We start from the raw sequence: 14,135 nt of genomic DNA, 5'->3' as shown, positions 1-14,135 counted from the left end.
ATCAACTAACACTTATCACCCAACACCTTCAAAATAGTGTCAACTACAACCTGTGTCTGCTCCTTGCGGCCCAAGGTTATACGCACACATTGCTCCAAGCCCTTATCGCTCATAAACTTTATCTTGTAGTTCTGATCAGCCAGCGCCTTCTGCAGGGCTTCCTTAATCTCTACAGGATATTTTATCAGGATAAAGTTGGCCACACTCTTATACACCTTAAAGCCAGGCTTGTCGCCCAGTGCTTTCTTGTACAGCTGTCGGCCCCACTCCATATCATCGGCCACCTGGCGGTAGTGCTCATCGCTATCGAGCGCAGCCAATGCCACAGCCTCCGAGAAGCGGTTGTAACCCAAGTACTTGTTGATATAGCTTACAAAATGATCGTGTCCGGCACCGATAAAGCCAAAGCCACAACGCAGTCCGGGCAGTCCGTAGAACTTACTCAGCGTACGCGAGATGATCAAGTTGCGATATTTGTTTACCAGTGGTGCGATATAGTCGGTATCGCTGGTAATAAAGCTGGCATAAGCCTCATCAATCAGCACCATCGTATCGCTAGGGATATTCTCCATAATACGACCGATCTCCTCGGGTGTCAGACAGTTACCCGTGGGGTTGTTAGGTGATGCCAACAGCAACATACGAGGATGAATGCGATTAGTATATTCTATCACCTCGTCCACATCGTAGGCAAAGGTATCCTCCTGCTCGTGCAAGGGGTACATCTCAAAGGTACCGTAGCACTCGCTGGCCACCTTGTTGTAGTACCACCATGAGTATTCTGGTATCAGTATTTTCTTGTTGTCGCCCTTCATCAGGTAGTAGTGAATAGCATTCTTCAGTATGTCTTCACCACCATAAGCCAGCAGCACCTGCTCTTCGGGTACGCCGTATATCTCGCTCAGCTTTACCGATACAACGCTTTTCTTGCCCTGATCGTAAATGCGGGTATAAAAACACAATGTCTTTGGGTCAAAATTGCGGATAGCCTCTACCACTTTCTCACTGGGTTCGAAATTAAACTCATTTCTATCCAGAAAATTCATTTCCTTCTCCATATTTATTCTATTTGGGTGCAAAGTTACAATTTTTTTAGCTTTTTATACCAAAACTACCAAAATTTTTATACCTTTGCAAAGAAATATTTACCTTTTGATCATGAAACAATCTGTATTAACCTGCAAGATTAAACACTACCTAACCGACTTCCGTGTCGTGTTTTTTATATGGCTCGTCATGGCCATCATCCCTTGGCTGCGCATTTGGCTCAAGGGTAAGTTCGATCTCGATTATTCCATCTTCTACCATTCATTCTGGCATGCCTGGCAACAAATGCCGCTGTACATCATTTACCCCGAAGATGGTAATTATTTTCTATACGGCCCACTATTCCCGCTGCTCATGGCACCCATGGCAGTGCTACCCTATCAGCTAGGGCGCCTTATTTGGATGCTGCTCATCACGCTTGTACCTTATTGGAGCATACGGCAATCGTTCTTCAACCGCAGTCAGCAACTGTTCATTCTATGGTTTATAGCCGTCGAGGCTTATACCTGTATTCTCGATTCCGAGAGCAACAGTCTGATCTTAGCCTGCATTCTGTTTACCTATTACCTCACACAGAAGCAGAAGGACAGCTGGGCGGCATTCCTCATCGCCCTGGGCACAGTTACCAAAATCTACGGCATTGCGGGATTGGCGTTCTTCCCCTTCTCGCACAATAAGCGCCAGTTCTTAGGCTGGTTCGTAGCTTGGATGGTGATACTGTCGATACTACCCATGTTCGTTTTCGGGGTCGATTACGTATGCGGCCAGTATGGCGCCTGGTACGATGTATTGGTACATAAGAACGACCTCAACCAGTTTGCCGCCGGTCAGAACATCTCGCTGCTGGGTATGGTGCGTAAGATTTCGGGCATCGCCAGTTACAACGACCTCTGGCTTATCCTGCCCGGTGCCATTCTCTTCGGTTTGCCTTATCTGCGACTCGATCAGTATAACCATCAGGGATTCCGTCTGGCAGCCGTAGCCTCAGCACTGATGACGATTGTTTTGTTCAGCACCGGTTCCGAGTCGTACAGCTACATTATCGCCATGCCTGGTGTAGCCATCTGGTATCTCACCTGTCCCTGGCAGCGCAACCGCTGGGATCTGGCACTCATCATCTTCGCCTTTATAATTACATCGATGTCGCCATCCGACCTATTCCCCAAAGAGATATGGCGCCAGCTCATCAAACCCTATTCGCTCAAAGCCCTGCCTATAGCTATTATCTGGTTTAAACTCATTTACGAGATGTTCACCAAGGATTATGCCTTGACTACAGCCCAGACCATACGCACCCAAGCCAACGTCATGCAATAGATATCAAACCAGAAGTTATTGTGGAAGAATTTATATACTGCTACAGGACAGAGCGCATCTACGGGGAAGATGCAGAAGTTTACAAACAGCAGCCAGAAAATCACCCAGTCGAGCGTAGTATGCTTGGGCTGCAGCCAGAATACCATCTGGTAACCAGCTAAGGCAATCAGGTACGTATGTGTTTCCGGACTGTCGCTAAACAGTATCACGTAGCCCATCATCACAGCTAAGGCCGATACCCTGAATCTGTAATCGCTCCACAACGCTTTCTTCCAGAAGAAGATTACAGCCAATACAGCTAAAACGCCCAACTGTATGGCACGCATGTTTGGCAGCAGCACATCGCGCAGTACGGGTGCAAACAGCAGTCCTGCCCAGGTACCAGAATCACCATGTTGGGTAAGCATATCGCCCATCTGTCGGTACAGGTCTAACGGGTGTTCAAACATCGGGTTCAAGGCTGGCAGCAAGAGCAAGGCCACCCCCATCAGCACAGCAGCGCCTAAGTTACGCCACATTTTGGGGTAACACAACAGCAACGCCAACTCTATACCGCCGTAAATCTTGGTAGTGGCCGAAATCATAATCAGCAGCACCGCCCACAGCAGCTGGTTACGCTCCAACAACGTAAAGGCCAGCAGGAACAACGCACACACCACTAAGTTATACTGAAAGCAGAAGGTACCCTGCACAATCAGCAACAGCAGGAATCCGAAAATCTTGGTTCTATATTGGTTTACCTCGCCCGGCAACGTTCTGATGGCCGTTACCATCAAGGCATACAATCCGCCGTTCCACGCAAACGGCCCTAACCATTTGGGCAGCAGCAGGACAGGCGCAAACAAGGTGGTAAACACTGGGGTATAAAGAAAATAGCGTCCATGGTCGGTAATAAACTGTTGGGTGTAAGGTGTCAATCCATGCCAGAACATGTTGGTGGCATCGCTATACACATAGTAGTTGCTGGCTCTGCCACGCAGTGTTTCTATGGCAGTTGCAGCCACCATAATAATCAGTCCCAACCAAAATAAAATCTGCTCTTTGTTCTTTATGTTCTTAATTTTTTGCCACATTGTTTCGTTCGCCATTATAGGAGTTAAGAAAGTAGCCTGGACGACCCTTCACTTCATTAAAAATCTTTGCTACATACTCACCCAGGATACCCAAGCTTAACAGCTGTATGCCACCTAAGAAGAGTATGGTTACCATCATAGTAGGATAACCCTGAACAGGTTCGCCATACAAATTGGTGATTACAATAATATATATCAAATACAGGAAAGCTGCAAACGACACGATCAGCCCAAGTACCGAAGCCAGTCGCAGCGGTGCGGTAGTATACGACATGATGCCATTCAGTGCCAGATGCATCAGTGCTCGTGTGCTCCATTTGCTCTCACCAGACTGTCGCTCCAATTGTTTGTAGCCGATACCTTTTTTGCGGAATCCTATCCACGAGTACATACCCTTGGTGTTACGTTCGGTTTCACGCATCTGTTTCAAGGCCTCAACACACGAGCGGTCAAGCAATCGGAAGTCGCCGGTATCCTTCTGAATGGGAACCTTGGTTACTGATTGCAACACCTCGTAGTACCAGTGCGATGTGGTACGTTTCAGCCAACTCTCCTTACTATCCTGTCGGGTGGCATACACGTCGTCGTAGCCCTGCTCCCAATACTGCAGCATCTCGGGTATCACATCTATCGGATGCTGCATGTCGGCGTCCATCACTATCACGGCATCGCCTTTGGCATAGTCAAAACCAGCCATCATCGCTATCTCCTTGCCGTAGTTGCGGCTCAGGTCCAGATAGCTGTAATGCTGGTCTTCGCGGTGCAGTCGCATCATCTGCTGCAGCGTATGGTCGGTACTACCATCGTTCACCAGCAAAAATTCCCAGTTGTAATCCGGGTTCTGTTTTACAACCTCACTCATCCGTTCTTTCAGTAGTTCGAACGACGACTCCTCGTTATAAGCAGGCAGTATAATTGTTACCGTTTTCATACACTTGTTGTATCTTATAGTTGTTTGTCTGTAAATTCAGTGTAAGTTAAGAATTCGTGACCGTTGGCTTTCAGCATTTTTATCAGTTTGTCCAATCGCCCTACCATCTCGCGGCCGCTGTGGTTCTTAATAATGAAGGGCATCTTAAACTCGGGGTGCTCCTTCAGGTCGTAGAACTCCCATGGGTGAAAGTAGGTTACAAAGTAACCATCATGTTTCAGTACCCTTCGCACCAGCCAGTGGTACACGCTCTGTGGCAGGTTATGCAGCGCCAGCCAGAAGAGCGGGAATCGTATCAGCGGTGTTACCGATGCCGGTATCTGCATCACTCCATCCTTCATAAACCAGGTTCTGGGTTCAGTCAGATGCATGTAACGACCGGGTATAAACGCGGGATTCAGGCTTGAGTTATAGCGATAGCCAGCCCGTTTAATTTCGCTCTCCACCACCGGGAACATACGTGGCTGTCGGTAGCCGTACACCGTTCGTCCGGTTACCCGTTCCACAATCTCCTTCGATCGGGCAAAGTCAGTATCTTTCGGTTCAAAGTGGTCCACTCCATGACAGGCCACCTCGTGCCCTTCATCCATAATCCGTTGCATCAGGTCGGGTGCATTCTCTGCAAAATTGCTCGTGCAAAAAAAAGTAGCCCTCACACCGTTCTGCTTCAAACAGTCCAATATGCGGCGCGTACCTTCCTTCGAAACTACCATACCTTGTTGTAATGAAAATTCCACGCCATGCTCGCGTGGTCCATCAAACTCTTCGGTATCAAAACTCAATAGTATCATGATAATAATTGGTATAATTTGTGTGCAAAGGTACACAATTATACCGAATTATTTGTATCTTTGCACCAAAATTTCATGTTCATGTTCGAAAAGGAAACATTTGGTCAGCTTGTTCGCTTCGGTATTGTGGGCACCACCGCCGCCGCCATCCACTACGGTGTGTATTGGTTGCTGCAGCACTTTATCGAGGTTAACATTGCCTATACGGTGGGCTATATCGTTAGTTTCTTGGTCAACTACTACCTATCGGCCCACTTCACCTTCCGCGAAAAAACCTCAGCCCGCAACGGCATTGGTTTTGGCGGCGCCCATGCAGTCAACTACGTGCTGCACATCGTGCTGTTTAATTTCTTCCTATGGCTGGGCCTCAGTCGTGCAGTAGCCCCATTGGCTGTTTTGGCCATCGCTGTGCCCGCCAATTTCATCATGGTTCGTTTTGTATTCAAGCACTTTAAAAAGCAATAAGATATCATGAGTAACACACCCCTACATATTGGCTTCGATGCCAAGCGCATTGTTCGCAACGGCACAGGTCTTGGTGCCTATGGCCGCACGTTGGTTAACGATCTGGCACAGTATCCCCTGAAGCTCAGTCTCTATGCCCCCGATGCTGGTCGCGATCCTTTGCGTAATCAAATCGCAGAGCGCCCCAATATAGCATTTAAGTTTGCCAACAAGCGCTGGCCATTGGGCAACGCTTACTGGCGCACCAAGGGTATCGTTGCCGATCTTAAGCGCGATGGCATCCAACTCTATCATGGTTTGTCGGGCGAACTTCCCCTTGGCATCAGTCAAAGCGGCATCCCCAGCGTGGTTACCATCCACGATCTTATTTTCCTGCGTCATCCCGAGTTTTACAATCCCATCGACGTAAAGCTCTACACATGGAAGTTCCGACGCACCCTGCGCGAGGCCACCCATATCATTGCCATCAGCGAATGTACCCGTCGCGACATCATCGAGTACGGTCAGGTGCCAGCCGAGAAAATATCGCTCATCTACCAGAGTTGTGCTCAACGTTTCGGTGCCGAAAGCGATGCCGCCGTGCTGCAGCAGGTAGCCAAACATTATCAATTGCCCCAGCGTTACATTCTTAATGTAGGTTCTATCGAGACGCGTAAAAACGTGCTGCAGGCCGTTCAGGCGCTGCCCTATCTGCCATCCGATGTGTCGCTGGTCATCATCGGCCGCCCCACTCCATACACCCAAAAGGTCATGGCCTACGTGCAGCAGCACCAATTGCAACAGCGTGTGCGTATCCTGCATGGTGTGCCCGACGAGCATCTGCCCTCCCTTTACGCCATGGCCGAAGTGTTTGTTTATCCTAGTATTTACGAGGGTTTTGGTATACCTATCATCGAGGCCATACGTTGCGGTTTGCCTGTAGTGGCTTGCAGCGGTTCATGTCTCGAAGAGGCTGGCGGCCCCGACAACATCTATGTGGCTCCAGGCGATGTGCTAGGCATGTCCAATGCTATCCGACGCTCGCTTGTCGGTTCAGCCCATCGCGAGACACGCATCCAGCGCAGTCAGGGTTATGTACAACGTTTCGCTGGCAACGATGTCGCAGGTCAGGTTTACCAACTCTATCATCAGATTTTAAGTCGCAGCTGAACCATCATATCCGTTTTCGATGCACGTTCAAAGTTGTTGTTTACGCCCATCTTGGCGGTTAGCAGCACGCTCTTCCCAGCGTTAATGCGCAGCATCAGCCAGTAACGTATGCCCTCGCCGTATAACTGCTGCATGGCATAGGTATATAGCGGTCCGTTCTCATACACAAACAGCCTACTGTTATAACTATCCGTATGGTAATAGCCCGCCCCAGCGTTCAGTCGTAGCCACTTATAAGCGTAAGCTATGCTCTCGCTCAGCATGGCGCCCATCTCTGTTCCTTCTGCCGCTCCGTAGTAACCATCCAGTTGGGTACGCAGGCCTAAGCCGAAATCCCAGTTGTATTCAGTTGTCATTCTGGTGCGGTGTTCCTGTTGTTTTGCTTTCAGCCGGTACCTGCCGCTCAGTTTCCAGTGACTGCTGGTATATGTCGTCTGCAGCAGATAATCCATCGTATAAGTACCCGCCGGCTGTCTGTACCTTACCCATGGGAAGTAAGCCCAGTCAGCATAAGCCGACACCTGCCATTTAGTCGATGGCAACCAAGTTGCTCCCACATACACCCCACTCTCGTTCTGCACGCTGCCCCCGTCGCTATAGCTCTGCGCATCCAGCGAAGTGTAGCGGTACTGATAATAACGCTGCACTGCCATCAACGTAAGGTTACTTTCCACCGCCACACTCACACTATTGATGGTTGCTATATGACCATATCCATCCACGGCCGTTTCGCCGTTCAGCGCCCAACGACGGTTGGCATAGCCATAATCCGTACTCATATTCACAAAACTGCTGCCCTGCGGTTTGTACAGGTTGTACAGCAGTTTGGTGTTAGGTTGAAGCGGCCGGTCCAGATGCACGTAAAGCCCGTTCAACCCTATGTGCAGACCGTGTCCCGTATAGCGCAGGCTACCACCCGTTTTCAGGGCGTGCATATTATGTTTCTTAGCTATTTCGGTTTCCGTACGATGATAGCCAGTGGTTAGTATTGTACGTGCACTACCGTCCTTGTTCAGCGTGGCATCCATCGGCACATAGCCCACAAATGCTGTAGCCTGCCAACCGCGACCCAGCTTCAGGGTTAAACCACCCCCTTGCAACGCGTTCTCCGTCCTTGAGGAATGTGCACGGAGAGTATTTGTGCTGCGCCCCAAGTTTTGGAGCATGGCTATCTTTCCTAAACTAAAGCTGTTGTTCATCACCAAGCCCATGCCCATACTCACCCTGTAACTGCCTAATACCATTGTCTCTATGCATCCCCAGTGGTTCAGCTGTACATATGGTGCATAGTAATCATACCCCCATCGGTTACAATCCTTCATAAAGGGTTCGTCTGCATCCAGATCACCCACCAACCCTGCCTTCAGCCGATCGCCATATTGCAGCTGGTAGCGAAACCAGTGTCCGTCGCTCAGTGGCAGTTTGGCTGTAGCGGTCAGCTCGTGATGTAAATAGTGTTTGGGGGCGCTCTCGCCTGTATAAACGCAGTAGCTCAGCAGTTCGCGCTGGGCAGGTGTCAACAGCGTCATCATGCGTAGTTCGGCAGTCGATCGCATCGGCGCATAGCGGTAAAGGTAAGCCATCAGCTCCTCTACCTGTTGTGCCGACAAAAAAGGGATAGCTTCCAGCTGGTCGCGCGTGGCGGTATTAATATTGATGGGATGCTGCACTAAGTCACTCAGCAGGTCGTACGTCTGCTGCCAGCCCTCCGATGCTGCATCTTCAGCCGTCATCACCTGATTCAAGTACGTCTCCCATCCATGCGATTCCTGCGCTTTTATATCCAAGAATGGTAGTAAGAATAGTAATAACAATCTTAGTTTCATTAATTTAGCGAATCTTTTGATGATGCAAAGGTATGGAAAAATTTACTAATAATCTTATTTTTTCGTGTTAAAACATGCGTTACATAGCAAAAAAATAGTAATTTTGCACCCGAAAATGAGAAAAGGGATTATCATAGCATTGCTGTGTTGCGCTGCTTGCGCCCATGCGCAGGAGGAACAACGGATAACTGCCGAGCAGGTGCTGGCGGAGATGGACTCGCCTACATTTGTGCCTACCGTGAAGGTGGGAAAGGTGCTACACGAAGGCGACAGCATACAATACATGGAGATGAACAATGTGTATGTGTACCCGCAACTGACATTTAAAAACAAAAAACAGGCCCAGCAGTATATGCGACTGGTGAACAACGTGAAGAAAGTGCTGCCTATAGCCAAAGAGGCACGCATGATGCTGATTGAAACCACCGAATATCTGGAAACGCTGCAAACAGACCAGGAAAAGGCGGAACACATGAAGCGCGTAGAGGCCGACATATTTAAAACCTACAAACCCAAAATGAAAAAACTGACCTACAGCCAAGGTAAACTGCTGATAAAACTGATTGACCGAGAATGCCACTCGAGCAGCTACGATATGATTAAAGCCTTTATGGGACCGCTGAGAGCGGGATTCTGGCAGGTGTTCGCCTGGGGCTTTGGTGCCAGCCTGAAAAAGGAGTACGACGCAAAGGGCGTGGACCGACTGACCGAACGCGTGGTGCTGATGGTGGAAAGTGGGCAGATTTAAACTAAGAAAATTGCTAATATATTTTGCAGTTTAATAATAAATGTATATCTTTGCACTCGAAATAAAAGAATTTTTGTGTGGAAAAAACTGAGTTTACTCTTTTAAATAAGATCCAGACGCCAGAGGATTTGAGAAAACTGAAGGTGGATGAATTGCCACAAGTGTGCGACGAACTGCGACGCGACATCATTGAAGAGGTGGCAGTGAACCCTGGACACTTAGCCTCGAGTTTGGGTGTGGCCGAAATTACGGTTGCACTGCATTACGTATATAATACCCCTGAAGACAGAATAGTTTGGGACGTGGGACACCAGGCTTACGGTCATAAGATACTGACTGGTCGTAAGGACCGATTCTGCACTAACCGTAAGTTGGGCGGTATCAAACCTTTCCCATCGCCCGAAGAGAGCGAGTACGATACATTTGCCTGCGGACACGCCAGCAACTCGGTATCGGCAGCCTTGGGTATGGCCGTAGCTGCTGAGCTGGAGGGCAAGCACGACCGCCATGTGGTGGCTGTGATTGGCGACGGTGCACTGAGCGGCGGACTGGCTTTTGAGGGACTGAACAACGTATCGAGCAGTCCCAACAACCTGCTGATCATCCTGAACGATAACAACATGAGTATCGACCGCAGTGTTGGCGGTATGAAGCAGTATCTGCTGAACCTGAGCACCAACGAGACGTATAACTGCATAAAGTTTAAAACGGCACGCTGGTTTAATCGCCACGGACTGCTGAACGACGACCGCAAGAAAGGCCTGATACGACTGACAAACGCCATGAAGAGCGCCATCAGCCACCAACAGAATATTTTCGACGGTATGAACATACAGTACTTCGGTCCGTTTGACGGTCACAACGTGAAGGAACTTGTGCGCATACTGAGTCAGCTAAAGAATATGACAGGTCCCAAACTGCTGCACCTGCACACCAAGAAAGGACATGGCTATGCACCAGCCGAGAAGGATGTAACGGTATGGCACGCACCGGGCAAGTTTAACCCCGATACTGGTGAGCGCCTGGTGGACAACGACCCCACCAAGCCACAGAAATACCAGGATGTATTCGGCCACACGCTGCTAGAACTGGCTAAGCAGAACCCCAAGATAGTGGGTGTGACACCAGCCATGCCTAGTGGCTGCTCGATGAATATCATGATGAAAGAGATGCCCGAACGCACGTTTGACGTGGGTATAGCCGAGGGACACGCCGTGACATTCAGCGGCGGTATGGCCAAGGACGGACTGCTGCCCTTCTGCAATATCTACAGTGCCTTTGCACAGCGTGCATTCGACAATATCATACACGACGTGGCACTGCTGAACCTGAACGTGGTGTTCTGCTTTGACCGCTCGGGACTGGTGGGCGAGGATGGTGCCACACACCATGGTGCCTTTGACCTGGCTGCCCTGCGCCCCATACCAAACATGACCATCTGCTCGCCACTGGATGAGCACGAGCTACGACGACTGATGTACACCGCCCAGCTGCCTAACAAGGGTCCGTTCGTGATACGCTATCCACGTGGTGGCGGCGAGCTGCAGGACTGGCGATGCCCACTGGAGGAGATAAAGGTGGGTACCGGACGTAAACTGCACGACGGCGACGACATAGCTGTGCTGAGCATTGGCCCGATTGGTAATAACGTAACACGCGCCATTGAACAATTGAAAATTGAAAATGGAAAAATTAGCGTTGCGCATTACGACATGCGATTCTTGAAGCCTATTGACGAGGAGATTCTGGAAGAGGTAGGCAAGAAGTTTAAGAAGGTGATTACCGTTGAGAACGGTGTACGCCAAGGCGGACTGGGTAGCGCTGTGCTGGAGTGGATGAACGATCACGGTTACGCACCAAAGGTCACACGACTGGGACTGCCCGACAACTTTGTGGAGCACGGCACCGTAAAGGAGCTGCAGCACATTGTAGGCATTGACGAAGAAGGCATTAAGAAAGCTATTTTGGAGGCATGAAGATTGTGATAGTAGGTGCAGGCGCCGTAGGTACTCACCTGTCGAAATTGCTGTCGAGAGAACATCAGGACTGCATTCTGATTGATGACGACGAGGAGCGACTGGCTAAAATGAGCGAGTACGACGTGATGACGTATTGCGCATCGCCAACCAGCATCAGAGCTCTGAAAGAGGCCGGTGTGCCCAACGCCGACCTTTTTGTGGGTGTAACACCCGAGGAGAGCACAAACATTAACGCCTGCATCCTGGCACACGCCTTGGGCGCTAAGAAAACCGTAGCACGTATTGATAACTACGAGTACCTGGCACCCAGCTTACAACCCTTTTTTAAGAACTTAGGACTTGACTCGCTGATTTACCCCGAGGTACTGGCAGCCATTGACATCAACAACGGCTTAAAGCTATCGTGGGTGCGCCAGCGTTGGGATGTACACGATGGTGCACTGACCATGCTGGGCATAAAGCTGAGAGAGCAGGCCGAGATACTGAACCAGCCGCTGAAGGACCTGTGCGGCCCCGACGACCCGTACCACATTGTGGCCATTAAGCGCGGAGGCGACACGATTATACCAAGCGGTATGGACGAACTGAGAGTGGGCGACCTGGCTTACTTTATGACTACCAAGGAGTATATACCTTACATACGCAAGATAGTAGGTAAGGAGCACTATACCGACGTGAAGAACGTGATTATGATGGGCGGCGGCAAAACCACCGTACGTGCGGCTCTGACCACCCCCGACTATATGCACGTGAAGATTATTGAGAAGGATGCCAAGCGCTGCGAAAAGCTGAACGAGCTACTGGAGAACCAGGACACGATGGTAATCCACGGCGACGGACGCGACTTGGGACTGCTGGAAGAGGAGGGCATCAGAAATACACAGGCCTTTGTGGCGCTGACCGAGAATGCCGAGACCAACATTCTAGCTTGTTTGACTGCCAAGAAGATGGGCGTGCGCAAAACAGTAGCGATGGTGGAGAACCTGGACTACGTGAGCATGGCCGAAAGTCTGGATATCGGTACGATTATCAATAAGAAGACCATCGCCGCCAGCCATATCTACCAGATGCTGCTGGATGCCGACGTGAACAACCTGCGATCGCTGATGATGGTGGACAGCGAGGTGGCTGAGTTTACGGCTGCCGAGGATTCGAAGGTGACCAAGAAACCGGTAAAGGACTTAGGACTGCCATTTGGCGTAACTATCGGCGGACTGGTACGCGACGGGCGCGGTATGCTGGTGAACGGTAACTCGCAGATTGAGGCGGGCGACTCGGTGATGGTATTCTGTCATGAACAGAAACTGAACAACATAGAAAAGTACTTCAAGAAGAATGCGATATGGTAAACTTCCGTATCATCAGTAAAATCATAGGCTCGCTGCTGCTGATAGAGGCATTGTTTATGTCGCTATGTGCACTGGTGGCTTTCTCGTATCACGAGGACGACCTGATGGCATTCCTGATATCGCTGCTGATAACCTTTGGCAGCGGTTTTACGTTTATGTATATGGGACGTAACGCAGACAACAGTCTGAGCCGTAGAGACGCCTACCTGCTGGTAACGGCCGCCTGGCTGGTGTTCTCGGTATTCGGTATGTTTCCGTTTCTGACCCACGGCTGTATTACCAACATTACCGACGCTTTTTTTGAATCAACATCGGGCTTTACCACTACGGGCGCCTCGATTATCGACGATGTGGAGATACTGCCACACGGCATATTATTCTGGCGATCACTCACCCAGTGGATTGGCGGATTGGGAATCGTATTCTTTACCATCGCCATCCTGCCATCGTTGGTGGGTGGTAGTGTAAAGGTGTTTGCCGCCGAGGCTACAGGCCCCATCAAGGCCAAGATGCACCCACGACTAACCACAACTGCCAAATGGATCTGGAGTATTTACCTAATACTAACGCTGGCCTGCGTATTATCGTACTGTGCTGCAGGCATGAACTGGTTTGAGGCACTGAACTACGCCATGACCACCACGGCTACAGGCGGCTTTGCGATACACAACGAGAGCACGGAGTACTTCCACTCGCCTACCATCGACTATATCTCGATTACATTCCAATTCCTGTCGGGCATTAACTTCACCTTATTATATTTAAGCATTGTAAAAATGCGACTGAAGGCGCTGCTGACCAACTCGGAATTCAAGTTGTACGTAAGCGTGGTGATAGGTGCAACACTGTGGATTATGTACCTGCTGCTGACACGTATGGGCTACGACTTAGAGCATGCCTTCCGTGCTGCATTGTTCCAGGTGGTATCGTTTATCACCACCACGGGTATGTTTAACGAGGATGCGGGTACCTGGCCACATATCACCTGGGTGATATTGGGTGTGGTAATGTACTTAGGTGCCTGTGCAGGTAGTACCAGCGGTGGCTTTAAGTGTATCAGAGGCGTGATGCTGCTAAAAGTGGTACGTAATAACTTCCGCCAGATACTACACCCCAATGCTGTGCTGCCTGTAAAGATTAACGGCATGAGTATTCCACAATCAAAACTGGTGGCGCTGTTTGCCTTTTTCACGCTCACCATGCTGATGACATTAGTAACGGCCACCATTATGATTGTGGCTGGCATTGATAACACCAACGCCATTACCATAGCCCTGAGCTGTGTGAGCAACGTAGGCCCAACACTGGGCACGCAGATAGGACCGGTGATGTCGTGGTCGATACTGCCCGAATACATCAAGTGGATTCTGTGTCCGTTGATGCTGATGGGACGTCTGGAGATTATGACGGTGCTGGTACTGTTTACACGTACCTTCTGGAAAGAAAATTAAACTAACACT

The 14,135-nt window shown here is 49.8% G+C and carries 12 protein-coding genes; 7 read left to right on the top strand and 5 right to left on the bottom strand.

Annotated elements, in window-relative coordinates; translation table 11 throughout:
* Window positions 1-5: 5 nt before the first annotated feature.
* Window positions 6-1,058 carry a pyridoxal phosphate-dependent aminotransferase gene (locus tag T500_RS0109085; protein WP_028907851.1) on the bottom strand — a complete coding sequence of 351 codons (1,053 nt, stop codon included), beginning with the start codon at window positions 1,056-1,058 and terminating at the stop codon, window positions 6-8.
* Between the two features lie 100 nt (window positions 1,059-1,158).
* Here T500_RS0109085 and T500_RS15645 point away from each other — a divergent pair, with 100 nt between their 5' ends.
* Complete coding sequence (locus tag T500_RS15645; RefSeq protein WP_080694847.1) at window positions 1,159-2,364, top strand: glycosyltransferase family 87 protein; 1,206 nt, start codon at window positions 1,159-1,161, stop codon at window positions 2,362-2,364.
* Here T500_RS15645 and T500_RS15640 read toward each other — a convergent pair.
* Genes T500_RS15640 through T500_RS0109065 form a run of 3 tightly spaced genes read right to left on the bottom strand, consistent with a single transcriptional unit; the run spans window position 2,310 to window position 5,159 of the window.
* Window positions 2,310-3,437, bottom strand: coding sequence for a glycosyltransferase family 87 protein (locus tag T500_RS15640; protein ID WP_051611983.1), 1,128 nt, complete (start codon window positions 3,435-3,437; stop codon window positions 2,310-2,312). The two genes, T500_RS15645 and T500_RS15640, sit on opposite strands and share 55 nt — an antisense overlap.
* Window positions 3,421-4,368, bottom strand: coding sequence for a glycosyltransferase family 2 protein (locus T500_RS0109070; RefSeq protein WP_028907850.1), 948 nt, complete (start codon window positions 4,366-4,368; stop codon window positions 3,421-3,423). The genes T500_RS15640 and T500_RS0109070 overlap by 17 nt, the downstream gene beginning before the upstream one ends.
* Window positions 4,369-4,382: 14 nt before the next feature.
* Window positions 4,383-5,159, bottom strand: a complete 777-nt coding sequence (locus T500_RS0109065; RefSeq protein WP_028907849.1) for a polysaccharide deacetylase family protein — start codon at window positions 5,157-5,159, stop codon at window positions 4,383-4,385.
* Window positions 5,160-5,240: 81 nt separating this feature from the next.
* On the opposite strand from T500_RS0109065, the gene T500_RS0109060 reads away from it, so the two are divergent.
* Window positions 5,241-5,624, top strand: a complete 384-nt coding sequence (locus tag T500_RS0109060; protein WP_028907848.1) for a GtrA family protein — start codon at window positions 5,241-5,243, stop codon at window positions 5,622-5,624.
* 6 nt (window positions 5,625-5,630) lie between these two features.
* Window positions 5,631-6,773: a glycosyltransferase family 4 protein gene (locus T500_RS0109055; protein ID WP_036908925.1), complete on the top strand. Its 1,143-nt coding sequence runs from the start codon at window positions 5,631-5,633 to the stop codon at window positions 6,771-6,773.
* On the opposite strand, the gene T500_RS0109050 is transcribed toward T500_RS0109055, so the two are convergent.
* The gene (locus T500_RS0109050) at window positions 6,752-8,599 is read right to left on the bottom strand and encodes a hypothetical protein (RefSeq protein ID WP_028907846.1); all 1,848 of its coding nucleotides are present in this window, start codon (window positions 8,597-8,599) and stop codon (window positions 6,752-6,754) included. The two genes, T500_RS0109055 and T500_RS0109050, sit on opposite strands and share 22 nt — an antisense overlap.
* 211 nt (window positions 8,600-8,810) lie before the next feature.
* Between T500_RS0109050 and T500_RS0109045 the strand changes: the two genes are divergently transcribed.
* The 4 genes from T500_RS0109045 to T500_RS0109030 all read left to right on the top strand — a co-directional run bounded on the left by T500_RS0109045 (window position 8,811) and on the right by T500_RS0109030 (window position 14,126).
* Window positions 8,811-9,347, top strand: coding sequence for a DUF4294 domain-containing protein (locus tag T500_RS0109045; RefSeq protein WP_013064610.1), 537 nt, complete (start codon window positions 8,811-8,813; stop codon window positions 9,345-9,347).
* 77 nt (window positions 9,348-9,424) lie between these two features.
* Entirely contained in the window at window positions 9,425-11,323 is a 1,899-nt protein-coding gene (dxs, locus tag T500_RS0109040) for a 1-deoxy-D-xylulose-5-phosphate synthase (protein ID WP_028907844.1), read from the top strand.
* The gene (gene trkA / locus T500_RS0109035; RefSeq protein WP_013065411.1) at window positions 11,320-12,675 is read left to right on the top strand and encodes a Trk system potassium transporter TrkA; all 1,356 of its coding nucleotides are present in this window, start codon (window positions 11,320-11,322) and stop codon (window positions 12,673-12,675) included. Before dxs ends, trkA begins: the two co-directional genes overlap by 4 nt.
* Window positions 12,669-14,126, top strand: coding sequence for a TrkH family potassium uptake protein (locus T500_RS0109030; protein ID WP_013063436.1), 1,458 nt, complete (start codon window positions 12,669-12,671; stop codon window positions 14,124-14,126). Before trkA ends, T500_RS0109030 begins: the two co-directional genes overlap by 7 nt.
* The last annotated feature ends 9 nt before the right edge of the window (window positions 14,127-14,135 follow it).

It is taken from the genome of Xylanibacter ruminicola Ga6B6, from assembly GCF_000687715.1.
Classification (GTDB): Bacteria; Bacteroidota; Bacteroidia; order Bacteroidales; family Bacteroidaceae; genus Prevotella; species Prevotella ruminicola_B.
Note: the sequence above shows the minus strand (reverse complement) of the source record. Positions and strands in the feature narration are given on the sequence as shown.

What these genes read in the sequence shown, in the direction of transcription:
- T500_RS15645 (WP_080694847.1), top strand. Translation starts at nt 1,159, where the DNA reads ATGAAACAATCTGTATTAACCTGCAAGATTAAACACTACCTAACCGAC.
- T500_RS0109050 (WP_028907846.1), bottom strand. Translation starts at nt 8,599, where the DNA reads ATGAAACTAAGATTGTTATTACTATTCTTACTACCATTCTTGGATATA.
- T500_RS0109065 (WP_028907849.1), bottom strand. Translation starts at nt 5,159, where the DNA reads ATGATACTATTGAGTTTTGATACCGAAGAGTTTGATGGACCACGCGAG.
- trkA (WP_013065411.1), top strand. Translation starts at nt 11,320, where the DNA reads ATGAAGATTGTGATAGTAGGTGCAGGCGCCGTAGGTACTCACCTGTCG.
- T500_RS0109055 (WP_036908925.1), top strand. Translation starts at nt 5,631, where the DNA reads ATGAGTAACACACCCCTACATATTGGCTTCGATGCCAAGCGCATTGTT.
- T500_RS0109060 (WP_028907848.1), top strand. Translation starts at nt 5,241, where the DNA reads ATGTTCGAAAAGGAAACATTTGGTCAGCTTGTTCGCTTCGGTATTGTG.
- T500_RS0109085 (WP_028907851.1), bottom strand. Translation starts at nt 1,058, where the DNA reads ATGGAGAAGGAAATGAATTTTCTGGATAGAAATGAGTTTAATTTCGAA.
- T500_RS0109070 (WP_028907850.1), bottom strand. Translation starts at nt 4,368, where the DNA reads ATGAAAACGGTAACAATTATACTGCCTGCTTATAACGAGGAGTCGTCG.
- T500_RS0109030 (WP_013063436.1), top strand. Translation starts at nt 12,669, where the DNA reads ATGGTAAACTTCCGTATCATCAGTAAAATCATAGGCTCGCTGCTGCTG.
- T500_RS15640 (WP_051611983.1), bottom strand. Translation starts at nt 3,437, where the DNA reads ATGTGGCAAAAAATTAAGAACATAAAGAACAAAGAGCAGATTTTATTT.
- T500_RS0109045 (WP_013064610.1), top strand. Translation starts at nt 8,811, where the DNA reads ATGGACTCGCCTACATTTGTGCCTACCGTGAAGGTGGGAAAGGTGCTA.